Here is an 18249-nt window from a genome sequence, read left to right on the forward strand (position 1 = left end):
ATGACTGCTGTCGAGATCGACGCCCTGCGGGTGCTGGTGGTCTGGTACCCGGACTGGCCGATCGTCGCCACCGGCGGGGTCGGCGACGACCCGCGGACCCCGGTGGCCGTGGTCGAGGGCGGGCGGGTGCTGGCCTGTTCGGACTCGGCCCGACTGGCGGGTGTGCGGCGCGGGCAGCGGCTGCGCCTCGCCCACCGGCTCTGCCCCGAACTGCGGCTGCGCGAGCGGGATCCGGAGGCGGAGACCCGGCGGTTCGAACCCGTGGTGGCCGCCGTCGAGGCGTTCACCCCCCGGGTCGAGGTGCTGCGCCCCGGCCTGTGCGCGATCCAGGTCAAGGGCCCGGCCCGCTACTTCGGCGGCGAGCGGGCACTGGCCGGCGCGGTGGCCCGGGCGCTGGCGGTGCTGGGCGCAGAGCGCGGGGAGCTGCCGGGCGGACCGGACCGCGAGACGGACTGGGGCGGCCCGGTCGCCGGCCAGGACACCCACGTCGACCAGGACACCCACGCCGACCAGGACGCCCACGTCGATCAGGACACCCAGGCCCCGGCCGAGCAGACCCCCGACGACGAGACGGCCCCCCGCCCTCGGGTCGGGGTGGCGGACGGCGTCTTCGCCGGCGTGCTCGCCGCTCGGGCGGGGGTGCTGGTGCCGGCCGGGCGGACGGCGGAGTTCCTCGCGCCCTATCCCGTCTCGGTGCTCGCCGACGAGCCGCTCGCGGAGCTGCTGGTGCGGCTCGGCGTGCCCACCCTCGGGGACTTCGCGCGACTGCCCTCGGGCACCGTGGCCGACCGCTTCGGGACTGCGGGGCAGGCCGCGCACCGACTGGCGCGGGGCCTGGAGGCCCGCCCGCCGGTCACCCGGACCCCCGGGGTCGACCTCGCGGTGGAGCAGCGCTTCGACCCGCCCGAGCTGCTGGCCGAGCCGCTGGTCTTCGTCGGCCGGGCGCTCGCCGAGCAGTTGCACCAGAAGCTGGCCGGTGCCGGACTGGCCTGTCGGCGGGTCTCGGTCGAGGTGACCTGTGCGGACGGCAGCACGGCGGCCCGGCTCTGGCAGCACGAGGGGCGCCTGTCCGCACCGGCGCTGGCCGAGCGGGTGCGCTGGCAGCTGCAGGCCTGGCAGACCTCGGGGCAGTTCGCGCCGAGGGCGTGGGGGTCCCGCGGGCCGGCGGCTGGGGGCGGGTCTCCCGGGCCGGAGGCTGAGGCCTGGTCTCCCGGGCCGGAAGCTGGGGTCGGGTTCACCGCGCTACGCCTGGTGCCGGACGAGCTGGTGGCGGACCACGGTCGGCAGCTGGCGCTCTGGGGGCAGGCGCTGGTCGCCGACCGGGTGGAGCGGGCCGCGGCCCGGGTGCAGGCGCTGCTCGGGTACGGCGGGCTGAGCCGGGTGGAGCGGGTCGGCGGGCGCGGTCCGGGCGAGGTGCTGGTCAGGGTGCCCTGGGGCGAGCAGCCGGAGCCGGCCGCCGACCGGGACGCACCCTGGCCGGGTCGGCTCACCCACCCCGCCCCCGGGGTGGTGCTGCGGACACCGCTGCCGGTGACCGTGCTGGACGCGGCGGGGCAGCCGGTCGGGGTGACCGGCCGGGCCGAGGTCTCCGCGGCGCCGACCCAGCTGGTGCTGAACGGGCGGATCTCGGTGATCACCGGCTGGGCCGGGCCGTGGCCCGCCGTCGAGCAGTGGTGGGACCCGGACGCGGCCCGCCGCCGGGCCAGGTTCCAGGTCACCCTCGCGGACGGGCGGGCGCTGCTGCTCGTCCTGGAGGGCGGCGGCTGGGGTGTGGAGGCCGCCTACAGCTGACACCCCAACAAATCTGACGCACCATCAGCAGAACCGAGCAAGGACCACCCGCACCATGGGCTTCGACAGTCAGCACCAGCTCCCCTGGAATGAACTCCGCCGCCGGATGACCGCCCCGGCGCCATCGGCGGCAGCCGACCCGGCCACCCCGGCCGGCCCGGTCGCCGCCGAGCGCCCGCGGCTCACGGCTGTCGAGACGCCCTGGGCGGAACTCCACGTGCACTCCGCCTTCAGCTTCCTGGACGGTGCGAGCGAGCCCGAGGACCTGGTCGCCGAGGCGCTGCGGCTGGGCCTGGAGACCCTGGCCGTCACCGACCACGACGGCCTGTACGGCGCGGTGCGGTTGAGCCTGGCCGCCAGGGGAACCGGCCTGCGGACCGCGTTCGGCGCCGAGCTCGGTCTGCGCGGCGCGCCCGGTCTGCGCGGCGAACACCTGCTGGTGCTGGCCCGCTCCCCCACCGGCTACCGTCGGCTCTCCGCCGCCATCGCCGCCGCCCAGCTGGCGGGCGAGGGCAAGGGGCGCCCGGTGTACGCCTTCGAGCAGCTCACCGAGGCGCACGGCGGCGAGTGGGCGGTGCTCACCGGCTGCCGCAACGGCCGGGTGCGGCGGGCTCTCGGCGAGCGCGGACCGGCTGCGGCGCTGCGCGAACTCCAGCTGCTGGCCGAGGCGTTCGGCCAGGAGAACGTCTTCGTCGAGCTGATCGACCACCGGCTGCCCGGCGACGATCCGGACAACGACCGGCTGGTCGCGCTGGCGGACCAGGCCGGTCTGGCGGTGGTGGCCTCCAACAACGTGCACCACGCCACCCCCGCCGAGGGCCGGTTGGCCCAGGGGCTGGCCGCGCTGCAGGCCCGTCGGACGGTGCAGGAAGCGGCCGGCTGGACCAGGGCGGCGGGCACCGCGCATCTGCGCTCGGGCGCCGAGATGGCCCGCCGACTGGCCAGGTTCCCCGGTGTGCAGCAGGCCACCGCCGAGCTCGGCCGCTCCTGCTCGTTCGAATTCACCAGCCTGGACCCACAGTTGCCGGGCTTCCCGGTGCCCGAGGGGCAGACCGAGTTCGACCGGCTGCGCGAACTGACGCTGCGCGGCGCGGCCGAGCGCTTCGACCCCGCGAACGCGCAGGCGCACGCGCAGCTGGCCAAGGAGCTCGCCGTCATCGAACAGCTGGAGCTGGCCGGCTACTTCCTGATCGTCCACGACCTGGTGGAGTTCTGCCGGGCGACCGACATCTGGTGCCAGGGCCGGGGTTCGGCCGCCAACTCGGCGGTCTGCTACGCGCTCGGCATCACCGCCGTGGACCCGATCGCGTACCAGCTGCTCTTCGAGCGCTTCCTCAGCCTGGAGCGGGACGGCCCGCCCGACATCGACCTGGACATCGAGCACCGCCGCCGCGAGGAGGTGATCCAGTACGTCTACCGGCGCTACGGCCGCGAGCACGCCGCCCAGGTGGCCAATGTGATCACCTACCGCCCCCGGCTCGCGCTGCGCGACGCGGCCCGGGTGCTCGGCTACCCGACGGACCAGGTGAACGCCTTCTCCCGGCAGGTCGACTTCCACGGGCCGCCGCGCGAGGACGCCGTGATCCCCTCCGACGTCCTCGACCTCGGGCGGCAACTGCACGGCCTGCCGAGGCACTTGGGCATCCACTCGGGCGGCATGGTGCTGACCCGGGAGCCGATCGGCGAGATCTGCCCGACCGAGTGGGCCCGGATGCCGGGCCGCTCGGTGCTGCAGTGGGACAAGGAGTCCACGGCCGGCGCGGGCCTGGTCAAGATCGACCTGCTGGGCCTGGGCATGCTCTCCGCGCTGCACGACGCCTGCGACCTGGTGGCCGCCCACCACGGGCGCCGGCTCGACCTGAACAGCATCCCGAAGGAGGACGCGAAGGTCTACGAGATGCTCTGCCGGGCCGACACGGTCGGGGTCTTCCAGGTGGAGTCACGGGCCCAGATGTCCACCCTGCCCCGGCTGAAGCCGCGGGAGTTCTACGACCTGGTGGTGGAGGTCGCGCTGATCCGCCCCGGACCGATCCAGGGCGGCTCGGTCCACCCCTACCTGCGCCGTCGGGCCGGCCAGGAAGCTGCCGACTGCCCGCACCCGCTGATGAAGCGGGCCCTGGACAAGACCCTCGGGGTACCGCTCTTCCAGGAGCAGATGATGCAACTGGCCATCGACTGCGCCGGGTTCACCGGCGCCGAGGCGGACCGGCTGCGCCAGGCGATGGGGTCCAAGCGCTCGCACCAGCGGGTGGCCGAGCTGCGCCGGCGGCTGCTGGACGGGATGGCCGAGCGCGGCATCCCGGCCGAGGTGGCCGAGGACGTCTTCACCAAGATCGAGGCCTTCTCCAACTACGGCTTCCCGGAGAGCCATTCGATCAGCTTCGCCTACCTGGTGTACGCCAGCGCCTGGCTCAAGTACCACTATCCGGCGGCCTTCACCTGCGCCCTGCTGGCCAACCAGCCGATGGGCTTCTACTCCCCGCTCAGCCTGATCTCGGACGCCCGCCGGCACGGGGTCACCGTGCACCCGGTGGACGTCAACCTCAGCGCGGCCGGCCCGACCCTGGAGGGGCCGCGGGATGCGCCGGCGATCCGGCTGGGGCTGGCCACCGTGCGCGGGTTGGGCGAGGAGCAGGCACAGGCCGTCGCGGCCGGGCAGCCGTACCAGGGGCTGGAGGACTTCGCGCACCGGACCGGCCTTTCGGCGCCGGTGCTCGAGGCGCTGGCCACGGCCGGCGCGTTCCGCTGCTTCGGACTGACGAGACGTCAGGCACTGTGGTCAGCCGGTGCGTTGGCGACCACCGGGCCCGGACTGCTGCCCGGGACCACCCCGGGGGCCGGTGCGCCCGAGCTGCCCGCGATGACGCCCGTCGAGGAGACCATCGCCGACCTGTGGGCCACCGGCTCCTCGGCCACCAGTCACCCGGTGGAACATGTCCGCCCCTCGCTGCGCCACATCGGCGCGCTTGCGGCCGCCGAGCTGGCGGGGATCGCGCACGGCAGCGAGATCATCGTCGGCGGACTGGTGACGCACCGGCAGCGACCGCCCACCGCAGGCGGAGTGCTCTTCCTCAGCCTGGAGGACGAGACCGGCCTGATCAACGTGGTCTGCAGCCGCCCGGTCTGGGAGGCGCACCGCCGCACCGCGCTGGACCGGGCCGGCCTGCTGATCCACGGCCGGCTGGAACGCAACCAGGGCGCGGTCAACGTGGTCGCCACCCGGATCTCACCACTGCGCGTCGCGGTGGCCGACTAGCGCCCGCTCAGGTGCTGCGCAGCAGCAGTGCGGAGAGCGGGACGAAGCCGCCGGGGCCGCCGGTGCCGGGGTCCTCGCCGGTGGTGCGCCGGATCAGGGTGCGGGCGATCCGTTGGGCCTGGGACTTGGCGCGCTCGGCCACCGGGCCCTGGTGGCGGCCGTCCACCGCAGCGGCCCAGAGCTGGACCCAGCGGCCGTAGTGGGCGGCGGTCAGCGGCTCGCGCGCGTGCAGTGCGGCGTGCGGGGCGAAGAGGTTGCGCCGGTACTCGGCCGCGCGCAGCAGCGAGCTCGCCCAGAAGTCGGTGATGCGCGGCAGGTGCGCTTCGAGGTCCATCGCGGCGACCTCGGTGAAGTACCGCCCGATCAGCGGATCGGCGAAGGCGGCGGCGTAGAAGCGGCGCAGCAGTTGCTCGAGATCGGCGCGGCTGCCGATGTCGCCGGGCATCACAGCGTCGCCGGGCATCACCGGGTCCCCGGGCATCACAGTGTCGCCGGGCATCGCGGACCTCCTCTTCTCCACCGCGAGCGTACTAGGGTGCGGGACATGATCGAACTGGTGATCTTCGACTGTGACGGTGTCCTGATCGACAGCGAGCGGATCGCGATCCGGACGGATGCGGTGGCGCTGGCGAGCCTGGGCTGGCCGATGGGAGAGGAGGAGATCATCGAACGCTTCGTCGGGCGCTCGCACGCGGCGATGACCGCCGAGATCGAGGCGCATCTGGGCCGCACGCTGCCCACCGACTGGTGGGAGCCCTTCCGGCCGCTGCACGACAAGGCGGTCACCGAGGAGTTGGCCCCGGTGGACGGGATCGTCGAGGCGCTGGCCGCGATCGATCTGCCGAGCTGTGTCGGCTCCAACAGCAGCCACCGGTGGATCCGCCGCGGCCTGACCCTGACCGGCCTCTACGACCGGTTCGCCGGGCGGATCTTCAGCGGCGCCGAGGACGTGGCCGAGGGCAAGCCGGCGCCCGACCTGTTCCTGCACGCGGCCCGCGCCCTGGGCGTCGACCCGGCCGCCTGCGTGGTGGTGGAGGACAGTCCGCTCGGTCTGGCCGCCGCCCGCGCCGCCGGGATGCCCTCCTTCGGCTACTACAGCGGGATGATCCCGGCCGAGCGGCTGGCGGGCCCGGGCACCGTGGTCTTCGACGACATGCGCAAGCTCCCCGAGCTGCTCCGCATGTTGGCCGCCTCCTGATCCCCCCTCGGCCGACCTGGCAGGATGGCCGCATGACCTACCTCGCGGCCGACTCCCGCTACGCCTCGATGACCTACCGCCGCGCCGGGCGCAGCGGCGTGCAGCTGCCCGCCGTCTCGCTCGGCCTGTGGCACAACTTCGGCGACGCCCAGCCCCTGGAGGTGCAGCGCGCGGTGCTGCGCCGGGCCTTCGACCGGGGTGTCACGCACTTCGACCTGGCCAACAACTACGGTCCGCCGTACGGCTCGGCGGAGAAGAACTTCGGCCACCTGTTCGCCCAGGACTTCCGTCCGTACCGCGACGAGCTGTTCATCGCCAGCAAGGCGGGCTACGACATGTGGCCCGGCCCGTACGGCGACGGCGGCAGCCGCAAGTACCTGCTGGCCAGCCTGGACCAGTCGCTGGGCCGGATGGGCCTGGACTACGTGGACGTCTTCTACTCGCACCGCTACGACCCGGACACGCCGCTCGAGGAGACCATGGGCGCGCTCGCCTCGGCGGTGCGCCAGGGCAAGGCGTTGTACGCGGCGATCTCCAACTACCCGGCCGACCAGCACCGCGAGGCGGTGGCGATCCTGCGCGAGCTGGGCACCCCGGTGCTGCTCAACCAGTGCCCGTACTCGATCCTGAACCGGCGGGTCGAGGAGGGCGTGCTGGACGCGGTGGGCGAGACCCAGACCAGCCTGATCGCCTTCTCCCCGCTCGCCCAGGGCCTGCTGACGGACCGTTACCTCAGCGGCGAGGTGCCGGCCGGTTCGCGGATGTCGGTGGGACACTTCCTCAAGGAGGCGGCGCTCACCCCGGCCAAGCTGGACCAGCTGCGGGCCCTGAACAAGGTGGCCGAGCAGCGCGGGCAGACGCTGGCCCAGCTGGCGCTCAGCTGGGTGCTGCGCGACCCGCGGGTGGTCTCGGTGATCATCGGTGCCAGCAGCGTGGCCCAACTCGACCAGAACCTCGACGCGTTGGCGGCAGGACCGCTGACCGCCGAGGAACTGGCCGAGATCGACCGGTTGAGCGCCTGAGCCGGAACAGGTGGCCGCGGCCGGATCAGATCCGGCTGCTGGGCGCGTACTTGTAGCCCACCCGGCGGACGGTGACGATGCTGTCGCGGTGGGCGGCACCCAACTTGCGGCGCAGCCGGGCGACATGGACGTCGACGGTGCGGCCGTCACCGACGTGGCCGTAGCCCCAGACGGCGGTCACCAGGTGGTCGCGGGTGTGCACCCGCTGCGGGTGCTGGGTGAGGTGGGCGAGCAACTCGAACTCCAGGTAGGTGAGATCGAGCAGCTCGCCGTCCACGTAGGCGTTGCGCCGGTCCAGGTCGACGCTGATGCCGCGACCGGCCGGCGTCACCGGCTGGTCGGCGGCCGCCGGAACCGGGGCCGGGCCCGGAACGTGCAGCGCGGTCAGGCCGTGCAGCGCGGCCGGGGCGTGCAGCGGGGCCGCAGCAGCCTGCGGCACGGGGACGGGTGCCGGCGCGGCGGGCACCAGCACCAGGTAGCCGACCATCGGCTGCCCGCTGTCGGGGGCCGTCAACTGGGCGCCGTACTGGGCGAGCAGCGCCTGCGGCAGGACGGACTGCGGCAACGCCGCGACCACGGTGGCGCCTTCCGGCAGCGCACCGAGCAGCTCGGGGCTGACAGCCTGCGCTCCGACCGCCTGCCGTGGCGGCAGGGCGGGCGGTACCGGTCCGGTGTGCCGGCGTTCTGCGGTGGTGGGCGGGGCGGAGACCGAACGCAGAGCCCGCAGGTGCGGGGTGGCGGCGGGCGGGGTCAGGATGGCCGAGGAGGTAGACATGAAGCAGCTCTTTCGCGCGGAACGTTCGGGTGGACGTCGTCTGCGCGTCGGGGGACTCTGCTGTCCGCACCCGATCCGGGGTCAGTGACCGGGGATCAGCGGTGGGCGAGCCGGGACGCGCGAAGCGAACCCGGACAGGTCTGGTCGAAGAGATGCGGCTGCCGGGACGGCCAGAACGGCTCGAGGTCCTGACGGCCTCGGCTGCTGTCCACGGTGATGTGCATGCGCCTATTGAAGCAGATCCGCCGGGCGCGATCCATGCCGACGGTGGATCAGACCACTCCCTGGGCCGACCAAGCGCTCGCTCAGCGCCGCGCGGCCGCGTGCTCGACCAGGCGGACCAGCACGTCGCGGGAGTCCTCCCGGCGGCGGGCGTCGCAGAGCAGCACCGGCACACCCGGGTCCAGGTCGAGCGCGGCCCGGACGTCCTCCGGGGCGAAGACCGGGGTGCCCTCGAAGCAGTTCACCGCGATCACGAACGGGATCCCACGCTGCTCGAAGAAGTCCACCGAGGGGAAGCAGTCGGCCAGCCGCCGGGTGTCGGCGATCACCACCGCGCCGAGTGAACCGCGCGCCAACTCGTCCCAGACGAACCAGAACCGGTCCTGCCCGGGGGTGCCGAAGAGGTAGAGCGCGAGCCCGGGGCGCAGGTCGATCCGCCCGAAGTCCATCGCCACCGTGGTGGTGCCCTTGGCCTCCACCCCGGCCGTGTCGTCCAGCGGCCGGCCGAGCTCGCTGAGCCGCTCCTCGGTGCGCAGCGGCCGGATCTCGCTGACCGCGCCGACCATCGTGGTCTTGCCGACGCCGAAGCCGCCGGCCACCAGGATCTTCAGCGCGATCCCACCGGGCAGCGACCGGGGCAGCGGGCCGGGCTGCGCGCCGGGCGGCGGGGTCGACGGGACGTCAGAGTGCGCGGAGGCCATTGATCACTTCTCGGAGCAGGCGCTCGTCGGGCAGTTCGGCGAGCGGGACGGGGCGGGTGACGTCGATCAGCTCGGCGTCGTCGAGGTCGCCGAGCAGCACCCGGACCACGCTGACCGGCAGGTCGGTGTAGGAGCCGAGCTCGGCGACCGAGAGCGGTTCGTCGGCGCACAGTTCGAGGATCGCCAGGTGTTCCGGATCGAGTACCGGCTCGGGCAGGTCCGGGTCCCGGTCGGCCCGGTTCTTCGCCGAGATCATCGAGATCAGGTCGAAGAAGCCGTCGCCGACCGGTCTGGTCCGGCCCCGGGTCATCGCGAACAGGCGCACCACCGGGCCCGCCTCGTCGTCGAACCAGTACTCCGGATCGGGGGACTCGGCCGAGTCCTCCGCCGCCGCCGGCCCGGTCATCCGGCGGGGTGCCGCGGTTCGGCCGCCAGATGCTCGCCCACCCGCTTGACCAGCAGGGCCATCTCGTAGGCGATCTGGCCGATGTCGGAGTCGGCATCGGCCAGCACCGCCAGGCAGCTGCCGTCGCCGGCGGCGGTGATGAACAGGAAGGCCTCGTCCAGCTCGACCATGGTCTGCCGCACGCCGCCCACGTCGAAGTGCCGCCCGGCGCCCTTGGCCAGGCTGTGGAACCCGGCGGCGACCGCGGCCAGGTGTTCGGCGTCCTCCCGGCCCAGGCCCTGCGAGGCACCGGTGGCCAGGCCGTCGCTGGACAGGATGACCGCGTGCCGCAGCGACGCGACCCGTCCCACCAGGTCATCCAGAAGCCAGTTGAGGTCGCCGGACGGCTGGGTCATTGCGGTCATCGATCAGGTCCTTCCGCGGGTGCGGGTGGTGCTGGGCTTGGTGCTGCCGGCAGGGCCGGCGGTACGGGGGATGGCGCGAGCGCCCGTCGGGGGATGGGTGCGGCGGCCGGCGGCGCGGGCGCCGGCCGCACGGGCGGCGCGGGCTGGGGCCGCACCGGCTCGGCGCGGCCCCGGCTGAGGCCGCGTTGGAAGGAGCTGAAGGCGGCGCGCGCCTCCTCCGGCGAGCGTTCCCGCGCGGCGGGGGGCCGCTCCGGCTCCCGCACCTCCTTCAACTGCGGCGCCAGGTTGGCCTGCCGGACCCGGCGCGGCAGCAGCCCGCCGGCCACCGCGTCGACGGCGGGATCGACGGCAGCGGGGTTGACGGCAGCGGGGGCGGCGGCCGTACTGGCCGGGCCCGCCTCGGGCTCGTCGTCCTCGCGCCGGTGCCGGCCGTTGCCGGACGGGGCCGGCACCAGCACCGGCCCCTGGCCGGAGCGCCGCCGGGGCAGCCCGCCGGGCGTGCGGGAGGCCTCGGTGCCGGCCGGCTGCGGTCCGGTGACCGGCCGTTGGTGCCGCGCCCGGCCCGCGCCGCCGCCGGCCACCGCCACCAGGTCGCGTTGCTTGGGCACGGCGGGCCCGGCGCTCGGCGCCCCGTCCGGGGCCGGCCCGGTCACCCCGCCCGGCACCTCGGCCAGCAGCTCGCGCGGGATCAGCACCACGGCGGTGGTGCCGCCGTACGGCGAGGCCCGCAGGCTGACCCGGATCCCGTGCCGTCGGGCCAGCCGGCTGACCACGAAGAGCCCGAGCCGGTCGGTGTCGGCCAGGTCGAAGGCCTGCTCCACCTCCAGGCGCTGGTTGATCTCCAGCAGGGCCTGCTCGCTCAGCCCGAGTCCGCGGTCGTCGATCTCCAGCGCGAAGCCGTGCGCGACCACCTCGCCCTGCACCGTGACCTGGGTCTGCGGCGGCGAGAAGACCGCCGCGTTCTCCACCAGTTCGGCGATCAGGTGGGTGACGTCGGCGACCGCGCTGCCGAGCAGCCCGGTGCCGGGGAACGGCCGGACGATCACCCGGGCGTAGTCCTCCACCTCGCCGACGGCCGCGCGGACCACGTCCACCATCCGCACCGGCTTGCGCCAGGCCCGCCCGGGCGAGCCGCCGGAGAGGATGATCAGGCCCTCGGCGTGCCGGCGCATACGGGTGGTCAGGTGGTCCAGCTTGAACAGGTCCTCCAGCTCCGCCGGGTCCTCGGTGCGTCGCTCCATGGTGTCCAGCAGGGTCAGCTGGCGGTGCAGCAGCACCTGGCTGCGCCGGGCCAGGTTGACGAAGACCGCCGAGACGCCGCGCCGCAGTTCGGCCTGCTCCACGGCGGCCTGCACGGCGGTGCGCTGCACCGCGTTGAAGGCCCGGCCGACCTGGCCGATCTCGGCGGAGCCGAAGTTCAGTTCGGGGGCCTCGGCGGCGATGTCCACCGACTGGCCCTCACGCAGCCGGTGCATCACCGAGGGCAGCCGGGTGCCGGCCAGTTCGTGGGCGGCGTTGCGCAGGTTGATCAGCTCGCGGACCAGCCCGCGCCCGATCCGCAGCGAGATCAGCAGCGAGAGCACGATCGCCGCCAGGCCCACCACACCGGCGATCAGGCCGCGCCAGAGCAGGCCCATCGCGTAGGAGCGGGACCGGTCGCCGAGCGAGCCCGCCAGTATGGTGTTCTCGGCGCTGAGGCCGGCGAGCACCCGGTCCGTGGCGGCCTGCCAGCGCGGCGCGGAGAGGCTGTGCTGCACGTCGGCCGGCTCGGCCGCGGCCTGGAACTCGTGCTCGGCCACGTCCACCGTGTTCCACGCGTCGCTGCCGCGCAGCGCCAGGTACTCGTCCTGGTCGGGCTGGCCCAACTCGCCGATGTAGACGCCGAAGAGCGCCTGCTGGTTGTGCATCGGGTCGAGCACCGCCTGGTACTGCAGGATGCCGGGGGCGTCGGTGGCGAGCAGGCCCTGCATCGCCGCGTCCTCCTGCGAGAGGTAGTCGCGGGCCCGCGAGAGCTCGATCAGGATGGTGCCCTGGCGGGGCAGCTGGCCCGACTGGCGGCTGACGAAGGCGGAGCGGAAGGCGTAGCCGGGCTTGATCAGGTCGTTGTAGCGGCCGAGCACGTACTCCCAGGCCAGTCCCTGCTGGCCGACCTGCTGGCGCAGCTGGGTCAGTTGCCCGGCCGCCTTCAGCACGTCCTGCAGTCGGGCCCGTTCGGTGCTGTCCAGCTTGCCGGCGTCCGAGCCGATGGCCCGCTGCTGCAGCAGCAGGATGTCCCGGTCGGTGACCGCCTGGGCCTTCTGGTAGTCGTCCTGCACGCCCTGGGCGCGCGGCTTGGCCAGTCGGATGACGGCGGCCCGGCGCTCGTCCTGGAGGTCGCGGGAGAGTTGGTCGACCGGTCCGCCGAAGGCGTGGTAGGTCGTGGCGATGTTCAGCTGGTTCCAGAAGTCACTGGTGGTGACCAGCGTGGCGTAGGCCCACAGGCCGACCAACGCCACGATGGGCACCAGGAGCAGCGCGATGATCTTCGCGCGGATCGAGCTGCTGCGCAGACGCATGGAGTCCTCGGTCAGGTGTGCCCGCAACCGGCCGGGCTGGGGCGCCGGGCCGGTGGATCTGCGCGAGCTTACTACTCCATTCGAGCTCATTCGATGGCCTGTGCCGATCGATCCTGAACCGTTGTTGGCAGGCGCATGACCGTTGGCACAGTCGGGTCCTGACGGTGTCGATCCCATGGGGGATTCGCGGGAGTCTGGGCAGCGCCCCGACGATCCGCTACCGTCGCTTGCGGACCTCGGCAAGGTCACGGTGGGTCGACGGGCGCCCCACCGACCGTGTCCGCAGGTGCGGCTGGGAGGGCCGAAAGGATCGTGCGCGTGCTGAACACCCCGCCGCTGGCGCCCCCCGCGCCGGGCGGGCTGGCCGACTCGGTCTACGAGACGGCCGAACTCACGCCCGAACTGGTCCAGTTGTCCCGCGCCGACGGCGCCGAGCAGTGGCAGCCGGTCTCCGCCGCCCGGTTCCGCGACGAGGTGCTCGGGCTGGCCAAGGGGTTACTGGCCCGCGGGGTCCGGTTCGGTGACCGGGTCGCCCTGATGTCCAGGACCAGGTACGAGTGGACGCTCTTCGACTACGCGCTCTGGTCGATCGGCGCCATCCCGGTACCGGTCTACCCCACCGCCGCCGCCGAGCAGGTGCGCTGGATCCTCGCCGAGACCGAGGCGGTGGCCTGCGTGGTGGAGAACGAGGACCACGCCATGACGCTCGGCGCGGTCTGCGACGCACTGCCCCGGCTGGACGGGATCTGGCAGCTGGACCACGACTGCGTGCGGGAGCTGACCGCCGAGGGCGCTGCGGTGCCGGAAGGCCTGGTGCACCGTCAACGGCTCGCGGTCACCGCGGAGTCCATCGCCACCGTGATCTACACCTCCGGCACCACCGGGCGCCCCAAGGGCTGCCTGCTGACCCACGGCAACTTCACCGCCGAGGCCGACAACGTGCTGGCCGGCTGGGGCGAGGTCTTCACCAACGCGGTCGGCGAGCAGCCCGCCACCCTGCTCTTCCTGCCGCTGGCCCACGTGTACGGGCGGATGGTGCAGGTGGCCGCGGTGCGCGGCGGCATCCGGCTGGGCCACCTGGCCGAGCTCGGCGCGGAAACCCTGCTGCCGGCGCTCGCCTCCTACCGCCCGACCTTCCTGCACGCCGTCCCCTATGTCTTCGAGAAGCTCTACGCCTCGGCCCGGCTCGCCGCCGAGACCGCCGGGCGCGGTGAGGTCTTCGCCCAGGCCGCCGAGACGGCGGTGCGCTGGGCCCGGGCCAACGAGCGCAAGGCGCTGGGGCACGGCGCCGGCCCGGGGCCCTCGCTGCGGATGCGGCACCTCGCCTACGACCGGCTGGTGTACCAGCGGATCAGGGCCACCCTGGGCGGGCGGGTGCGCAGCGTGATGTGCGGCGGCTCCGCGCTCAGCCGCGAGCTGGGCCTCTTCTTCGCGGGCGCCGGGATGACCGTCTACGAGGGCTACGGGCTGACCGAGACCACCGCCGCGATCACCGCCAACCCGGCCGGGGCGCCCAAGTTCGGCACCGTCGGCAAGCCGATCCCGGGCGCCGAGGTGGCGATCGCCTCCGACGGCGAGGTCTGGGTGCGCGGCGGCGCCGTCTTCGGCGGCTACCTCAACCACCCGCTGTGCACCGCCGAGGCGCTGCGCGACGGCTGGCTGGCCACCGGGGACCTCGGCTCGCTGGACGAGGACGGCTATCTGACCATCACCGGGCGCAAGAAGGAACTGATCGTCACCAGCAGCGGCAAGAACCTGGCGCCGGCCGCGCTGGAGGAGCGGGTGCGGGCCCATCCACTGGTCGCCCAGTGCCTGGTGGTGGGCGACAACCGCCCGTACATCGCGGCGCTGATCACGCTGGACCCGCAGGCCCTGGAGCACTGGCAGCAGTCGCACCAGCGGGCGCCGGTGGACGAGTGGACGGCGCTGGCCGACGAGGATCTGCACGCGGAGATCCAGCGCGCGGTGGCGGCCGCCAACACCGCCGTCTCACGGGCCGAGTCGATCCGCGCCTTCCGCCTGCTGCCGGGCGGGTTCACGGTGGCGCAGGGGCTGATGACGCCCTCGCTCAAGCTGCGCCGGCAGGCCATCGCGGAGTGGTACGCGGCGGACATCGAGGCACTCTACACCCCCTGAGGCAGCCTCGGCCGGGGGCAAGGTGACGCTTCCCCAGCTGATCGTTTGTTCACTGGCGATTCCCTTGACGGCTGCTCTGGTCCAGTCCATTGTTTGCCTCGGCTTGTGTGCGGCACGCCAAGCGGGCTCCCCACCGCGACCCTCGGTCAACACGTCGCCCCCACACTATGGAGCACCGTCGTGCCTACCATGCTGCGCAGATTGGCCGCAGTCACCGCGAGCACCGCAATCGGCCTGCTGGGACCGACCGTTCCGGTCGCCCACGCCGACGCCCCGCCAGTGGTCGAACCGGCAGGGCTCGAACCGGCAGGGCTTAATCCGGCAGGGCTCGATCCGGCGGTGGTCAACCTGGCCACCAATCCCGGCTTCGAGATCCCCACCCTGCCGCTGGCCGACTACGGCTCGATCCCGGGCTGGAACTGCGGCGCCGGCGAAGCCACCGTCACCGCCGACGCGCACAGCGGCTCGGCCGCGCTGTCCGTCACCCCCGCCGGCGCGGCGAGCCCGGGCCAGTGCGGGCAGACCGTCTCGGTCCGACCCGACACCACGTACACGCTCTCCGCCTGGGTGAACGGCTCGTACGTCTTCCTCGGCGCCACCGGCACCGGGCACGACGTGCCGCCCGCCTGGACCGCGAGCACCGACGGCGGCTGGCAGCAGCTGACCACCAGCTTCACCACCGGCGCGGACACCAGCTCGGTCCAGCTCTACCTGCACGGCTGGTACAACCAGGGCGGATACCGGGCGGACGACGTGGAGTTGGACGGTCCGGCGGTGGACCCGGCCCGGGCCACCTGGAACGTGCCGACCACCGACAGGGTGGTCTTCTTCACCATCGACGACGGCTGGTACCGCACGCCGGAGGCCGCACGGTTCATCGCCGACCACCAGCTGCCGATCACCGCCTTCCCGCTGCCGATGCCCTCCGGGTTCCAGCCGGACTACTTCCAGCAGGTCACCGCCGTGCCCGGCTCCTCGGTGCAGGACCACACCGTCTCGCACCGGGACCTGACCACGCTGTCGCCGGCCGAGCAGCAGGCCGAGATCTGCAGCGCCCGCGACATCGACCAGCGGATCTACGGCAGCACGCCGACCGTCTTCCGCCCGCCGTACTTCGCCTACAACGCGGCCACCCTGCAGGCGGCGGCGAACTGCGGGCTGCGCACGGTGCTGACCGCGACCGCCGACTTCAGCTTCGGCGCCTCCACCGTCTACCGGGGCGGCCTGCTGCAGCCGGGTGATGTGGTGATCATGCACTTCACCGACACCCTGGCGGCCGATCTGCAGCGCGCCCTGGACGCGGCGAACGCGGCCGGTCTGCGGCCGGCCGGGCTGATCACCTACCTGCACTGAGACTTGGCTTCGCCTCAAGTCCGGGTTAAGTCCCGGCGAAGCCCTTGACCTATCAGTTGGTCTAGTCCACTTTATTGGGCACGCAGTCCGATTCGGCGCCTGTGCGTCACCCGCCCCGCGCTCCCCCACATCGTGCGCGGGGCGGTCCCCCACTGCCTTTTCCTGGAGAGGTTCCCGATGGAACGCACCCAGCTACCCCCTGCCCCCACGCCCGCCGAGCCCGGCGGCCGGCACCGCCGCAAGCGCACCGGTCTGCTGGCCGGCCTGGCCGCGCTCGGCCTGCTGGCCGGCGGCGTCGCTGCCTTCGCCGGCAGCGGCTCGGCGCTCGCCACCACCGCCGCGAGCTCCGCACTCGGCAACAACTGGTACGCCTCCGCGCCGTACCTGATGCCCGAGGACAACAGCCCGCCGGACGCCGGGGCGGTGATGGACGCCACCGGGCAGAAGGCCTTCCAGCTGGCCTTCATCCTGGACGGCGGCAGCTGCAGCCCCGCCTGGGGCGGCACCTCCTCGATCGACACCGACACCACCATGCCGAACGTGATCTCGCAGATCCGGGCCAAGGGCGGCGACGTCTCGGTCTCGGTCGGCGGCTACGGCGGCACCAAGCTCGGCCAGACCTGCGGCACCCCGGAGGCCACGGCGGCCGGCTACCAGAAGGTCATCACCAAGTACGCGCTCAAGGCGATCGACTTCGACCTGGAGGAGCCGGAGTACGAGAACACCGCGGCGATCCACAACGAGATCGGCGCGGCGAAGATCCTGCAGGCCGACAACCCGGGCCTGTACGTCTCGATCACCACCGCGGGCACCACCGCCGGCACCGGCTGGTTCGGCACCCAGATGCTGAACGAGGCCAAGTCGCAGGGCTTCACGCCCAACAACTTCTCGATCATGCCGTTCGACGGCGGCTTCAACGGCGCGGCCTCGCAGACCGCGGCGCTGACCCAGTTCAACACCATCCTGCAGAACACCTTCGGCTGGAGCGCGGCGACCGCCTACGCCCACGAGGGCATCTCGATGATGAACGGGCGCACCGACGCGGCCGAGTACTTCACCCAGGCCGACTTCCAGACGGTGCTGGACTTCGCGACGGCGCACGGGCTGGCCCGCTACACCTTCTGGTCCGTCAACCGGGACCGCCAGTGCAGCGGTTCGGTCGACCCGGGGCTCTCCGGCTCCTGCTCCAGCGTGGTGCAGAACCCGTGGGACTTCACCAAGTACACGGTGAAGTTCGCCGGCGCCACGCCGGTGACCACCCCGCCGACCACCCCGCCGCCGACCACCGGCTCGCCGAACCCCGGCGTCTGCACCCTGCCGGCGTGGAGCGCGACCACCACGTACACCAACGGGAACAAGGTCTCGTACAACGGCCGCAACTACCACGCGAAGTGGTGGACGCTGAACGAGGTGCCGACGGCCAGCGGCCAGTGGGGCGTCTGGGCGGACGACGGTCCGTGCTGACCGACTGAACAGTTGAACGGCTGCCCGGGTGTTCAAGTGCACCCGGGCAGCCGCCTGTTCAACTGCTGACAGTGCGTCAGGCGACGCCGTTGAAGACCGGCAGGTAGCCGTACTGCTGGCCGTCCGAGGTGGGGTGGTAGCTCTCGTCGATCGGCAGCGTGGTGCTGTGCAGCCACTGGCTGCTGCTGCCGCAGATCTCGTGGGTGGCGAAGACCCCCCGCACGTCGGAGAAGGTGAAGCCCGCGTTGGCGGCCTCCTTGGCGATCACACCGTCGAGCGTGTCGGCGGCGCCGTTGATCGCCTTGCGCGAGGTGTCGCTGATGCCGAACCAGCAGCTGCCGGGGACCTGGTAGAGGTGCGGGTAGTCCAGCACCACCACGTGGGCGTTGGGCGCCTTGGCGTGGATCGCCGCGTAGACCTGGTCGAGCTGGCCGGGCAGCGTGTTCTGGGCGTACGCCTCGTCCGTGGCGACCGCCGACAGGCAGGCGCTGGTGCCGCTGAGCACGCAGGTCTGCATGGTGCCGGCGAAGCCGGCGTCATTGCCGCCGATCGTGATGCTGACCAGGCTGGTGCTGGAACTGAGGGCCGATATCTGGCTGTTGAGGACGTCGCCGGTTCTGGCGCCGGAACAGGCGACGAAGTTGAAGCCGGACACCGAGTGCGCGTTCTTCCACAGCACTGGGTAGGCACTGAAACTGCGGCTGCAGCTACCGCTGTTGCTGTCGTAGTTGCCGGAGCCGACACCGGCCGAGTACGAGTCGCCCAGCGCGACGTAGTTGATGCTCGCGGCGTTGGCCGGGGTGGCCAGGAAGAGGGTGCCGACGGCGAGGACGATCGCCATGGCGGCACCGGAGACAACACGGACGGGACGCATTGCACCTCCACAGGAGTGTGACGCGGGTTACTCCGTGGTACCAGCGGCCCGGGATCTGGGGAAGTGCCCATGCCAAAGATGTTGACGCGAAT

15 protein-coding genes are annotated in these 18249 nt (G+C 72.9%); 7 read left to right on the forward strand and 8 right to left on the reverse strand.

Annotation, left to right across the window (positions count from 1 at the left end; all coding sequences use genetic code 11):
• Nucleotides 1-1791: a DNA polymerase Y family protein gene (locus BR98_RS40125; protein WP_051969381.1), complete on the forward strand. Its 1791-nt coding sequence runs from the start codon at nt 1-3 to the stop codon at nt 1789-1791.
• Nucleotides 1792-1846: 55 nt separating this feature from the next.
• A complete protein-coding gene (locus tag BR98_RS06825; protein WP_035841124.1) occupies nt 1847-5047 on the forward strand; it encodes an error-prone DNA polymerase in 3201 nt (1066 codons plus the stop codon).
• A gap of 7 nt (nt 5048-5054) precedes the next feature.
• Here the strand turns inward: BR98_RS06825 and BR98_RS06830 are convergent, their stop codons facing one another.
• Nucleotides 5055-5546 carry a group III truncated hemoglobin gene (locus BR98_RS06830; RefSeq protein ID WP_232247259.1) on the reverse strand — a complete coding sequence of 164 codons (492 nt, stop codon included), beginning with the start codon at nt 5544-5546 and terminating at the stop codon, nt 5055-5057.
• A gap of 45 nt (nt 5547-5591) precedes the next feature.
• Between BR98_RS06830 and BR98_RS06835 the strand changes: the two genes are divergently transcribed.
• Nucleotides 5592-6245, forward strand: coding sequence for an HAD family hydrolase (locus BR98_RS06835; RefSeq protein ID WP_035841126.1), 654 nt, complete (start codon nt 5592-5594; stop codon nt 6243-6245).
• Nucleotides 6246-6277: 32 nt separating this feature from the next.
• On the forward strand, nt 6278-7267 hold the full coding sequence (locus tag BR98_RS06840) for an aldo/keto reductase (RefSeq protein ID WP_035841129.1): 990 nt from the start codon (nt 6278-6280) through the stop codon (nt 7265-7267).
• Nucleotides 7268-7292: 25 nt separating this feature from the next.
• On the opposite strand, the gene BR98_RS06845 is transcribed toward BR98_RS06840, so the two are convergent.
• The 6 genes from BR98_RS06845 to BR98_RS06865 all read right to left on the reverse strand — a co-directional run bounded on the left by BR98_RS06845 (nt 7293) and on the right by BR98_RS06865 (nt 12330).
• The gene (locus BR98_RS06845) at nt 7293-8042 is read right to left on the reverse strand and encodes a winged helix-turn-helix domain-containing protein (RefSeq protein ID WP_035841130.1); all 750 of its coding nucleotides are present in this window, start codon (nt 8040-8042) and stop codon (nt 7293-7295) included.
• 95 nt (nt 8043-8137) lie between these two features.
• Nucleotides 8138-8266: a hypothetical protein gene (locus BR98_RS41930; protein ID WP_267886042.1), complete on the reverse strand. Its 129-nt coding sequence runs from the start codon at nt 8264-8266 to the stop codon at nt 8138-8140.
• A gap of 81 nt (nt 8267-8347) precedes the next feature.
• Nucleotides 8348-8965, reverse strand: coding sequence for a GTP-binding protein (locus BR98_RS06850; RefSeq protein WP_083976060.1), 618 nt, complete (start codon nt 8963-8965; stop codon nt 8348-8350).
• Nucleotides 8946-9371 (reverse strand): DUF742 domain-containing protein, encoded by a 426-nt coding sequence (locus BR98_RS06855; protein ID WP_035841131.1) that lies wholly within the window; start codon nt 9369-9371, stop codon nt 8946-8948. Before BR98_RS06855 ends, BR98_RS06850 begins: the two co-directional genes overlap by 20 nt.
• Complete coding sequence (locus BR98_RS06860) at nt 9368-9775, reverse strand: roadblock/LC7 domain-containing protein (protein ID WP_035841134.1); 408 nt, start codon at nt 9773-9775, stop codon at nt 9368-9370. Before BR98_RS06860 ends, BR98_RS06855 begins: the two co-directional genes overlap by 4 nt.
• Nucleotides 9772-12330 carry a sensor histidine kinase gene (locus tag BR98_RS06865; RefSeq protein ID WP_051969382.1) on the reverse strand — a complete coding sequence of 853 codons (2559 nt, stop codon included), beginning with the start codon at nt 12328-12330 and terminating at the stop codon, nt 9772-9774. The genes BR98_RS06860 and BR98_RS06865 overlap by 4 nt, the downstream gene beginning before the upstream one ends.
• Before the next feature lie 312 nt (nt 12331-12642).
• On the opposite strand from BR98_RS06865, the gene BR98_RS06870 reads away from it, so the two are divergent.
• From BR98_RS06870 to BR98_RS06880, 3 genes are all read left to right on the forward strand, one after another.
• The gene (locus BR98_RS06870) at nt 12643-14466 is read left to right on the forward strand and encodes an AMP-dependent synthetase/ligase (RefSeq protein WP_035841136.1); all 1824 of its coding nucleotides are present in this window, start codon (nt 12643-12645) and stop codon (nt 14464-14466) included.
• Between the two features lie 189 nt (nt 14467-14655).
• Nucleotides 14656-15819 (forward strand): polysaccharide deacetylase family protein, encoded by a 1164-nt coding sequence (locus BR98_RS40130; RefSeq protein ID WP_051969383.1) that lies wholly within the window; start codon nt 14656-14658, stop codon nt 15817-15819.
• A 177-nt stretch (nt 15820-15996) separates the two neighbouring features.
• A complete protein-coding gene (locus BR98_RS06880; protein ID WP_083976064.1) occupies nt 15997-17283 on the forward strand; it encodes a chitinase in 1287 nt (428 codons plus the stop codon).
• Between the two features lie 76 nt (nt 17284-17359).
• Here BR98_RS06880 and BR98_RS06885 read toward each other — a convergent pair whose 3' ends face one another.
• Nucleotides 17360-18124: an SGNH/GDSL hydrolase family protein gene (locus BR98_RS06885; protein ID WP_324606661.1), complete on the reverse strand. Its 765-nt coding sequence runs from the start codon at nt 18122-18124 to the stop codon at nt 17360-17362.
• Nucleotides 18125-18249 lie beyond the last annotated feature (125 nt).

Origin of the sequence: Kitasatospora azatica KCTC 9699, assembly GCF_000744785.1 — a bacterium.
Lineage (GTDB): Bacteria > Actinomycetota > Actinomycetes > Streptomycetales > Streptomycetaceae > Kitasatospora > Kitasatospora azatica.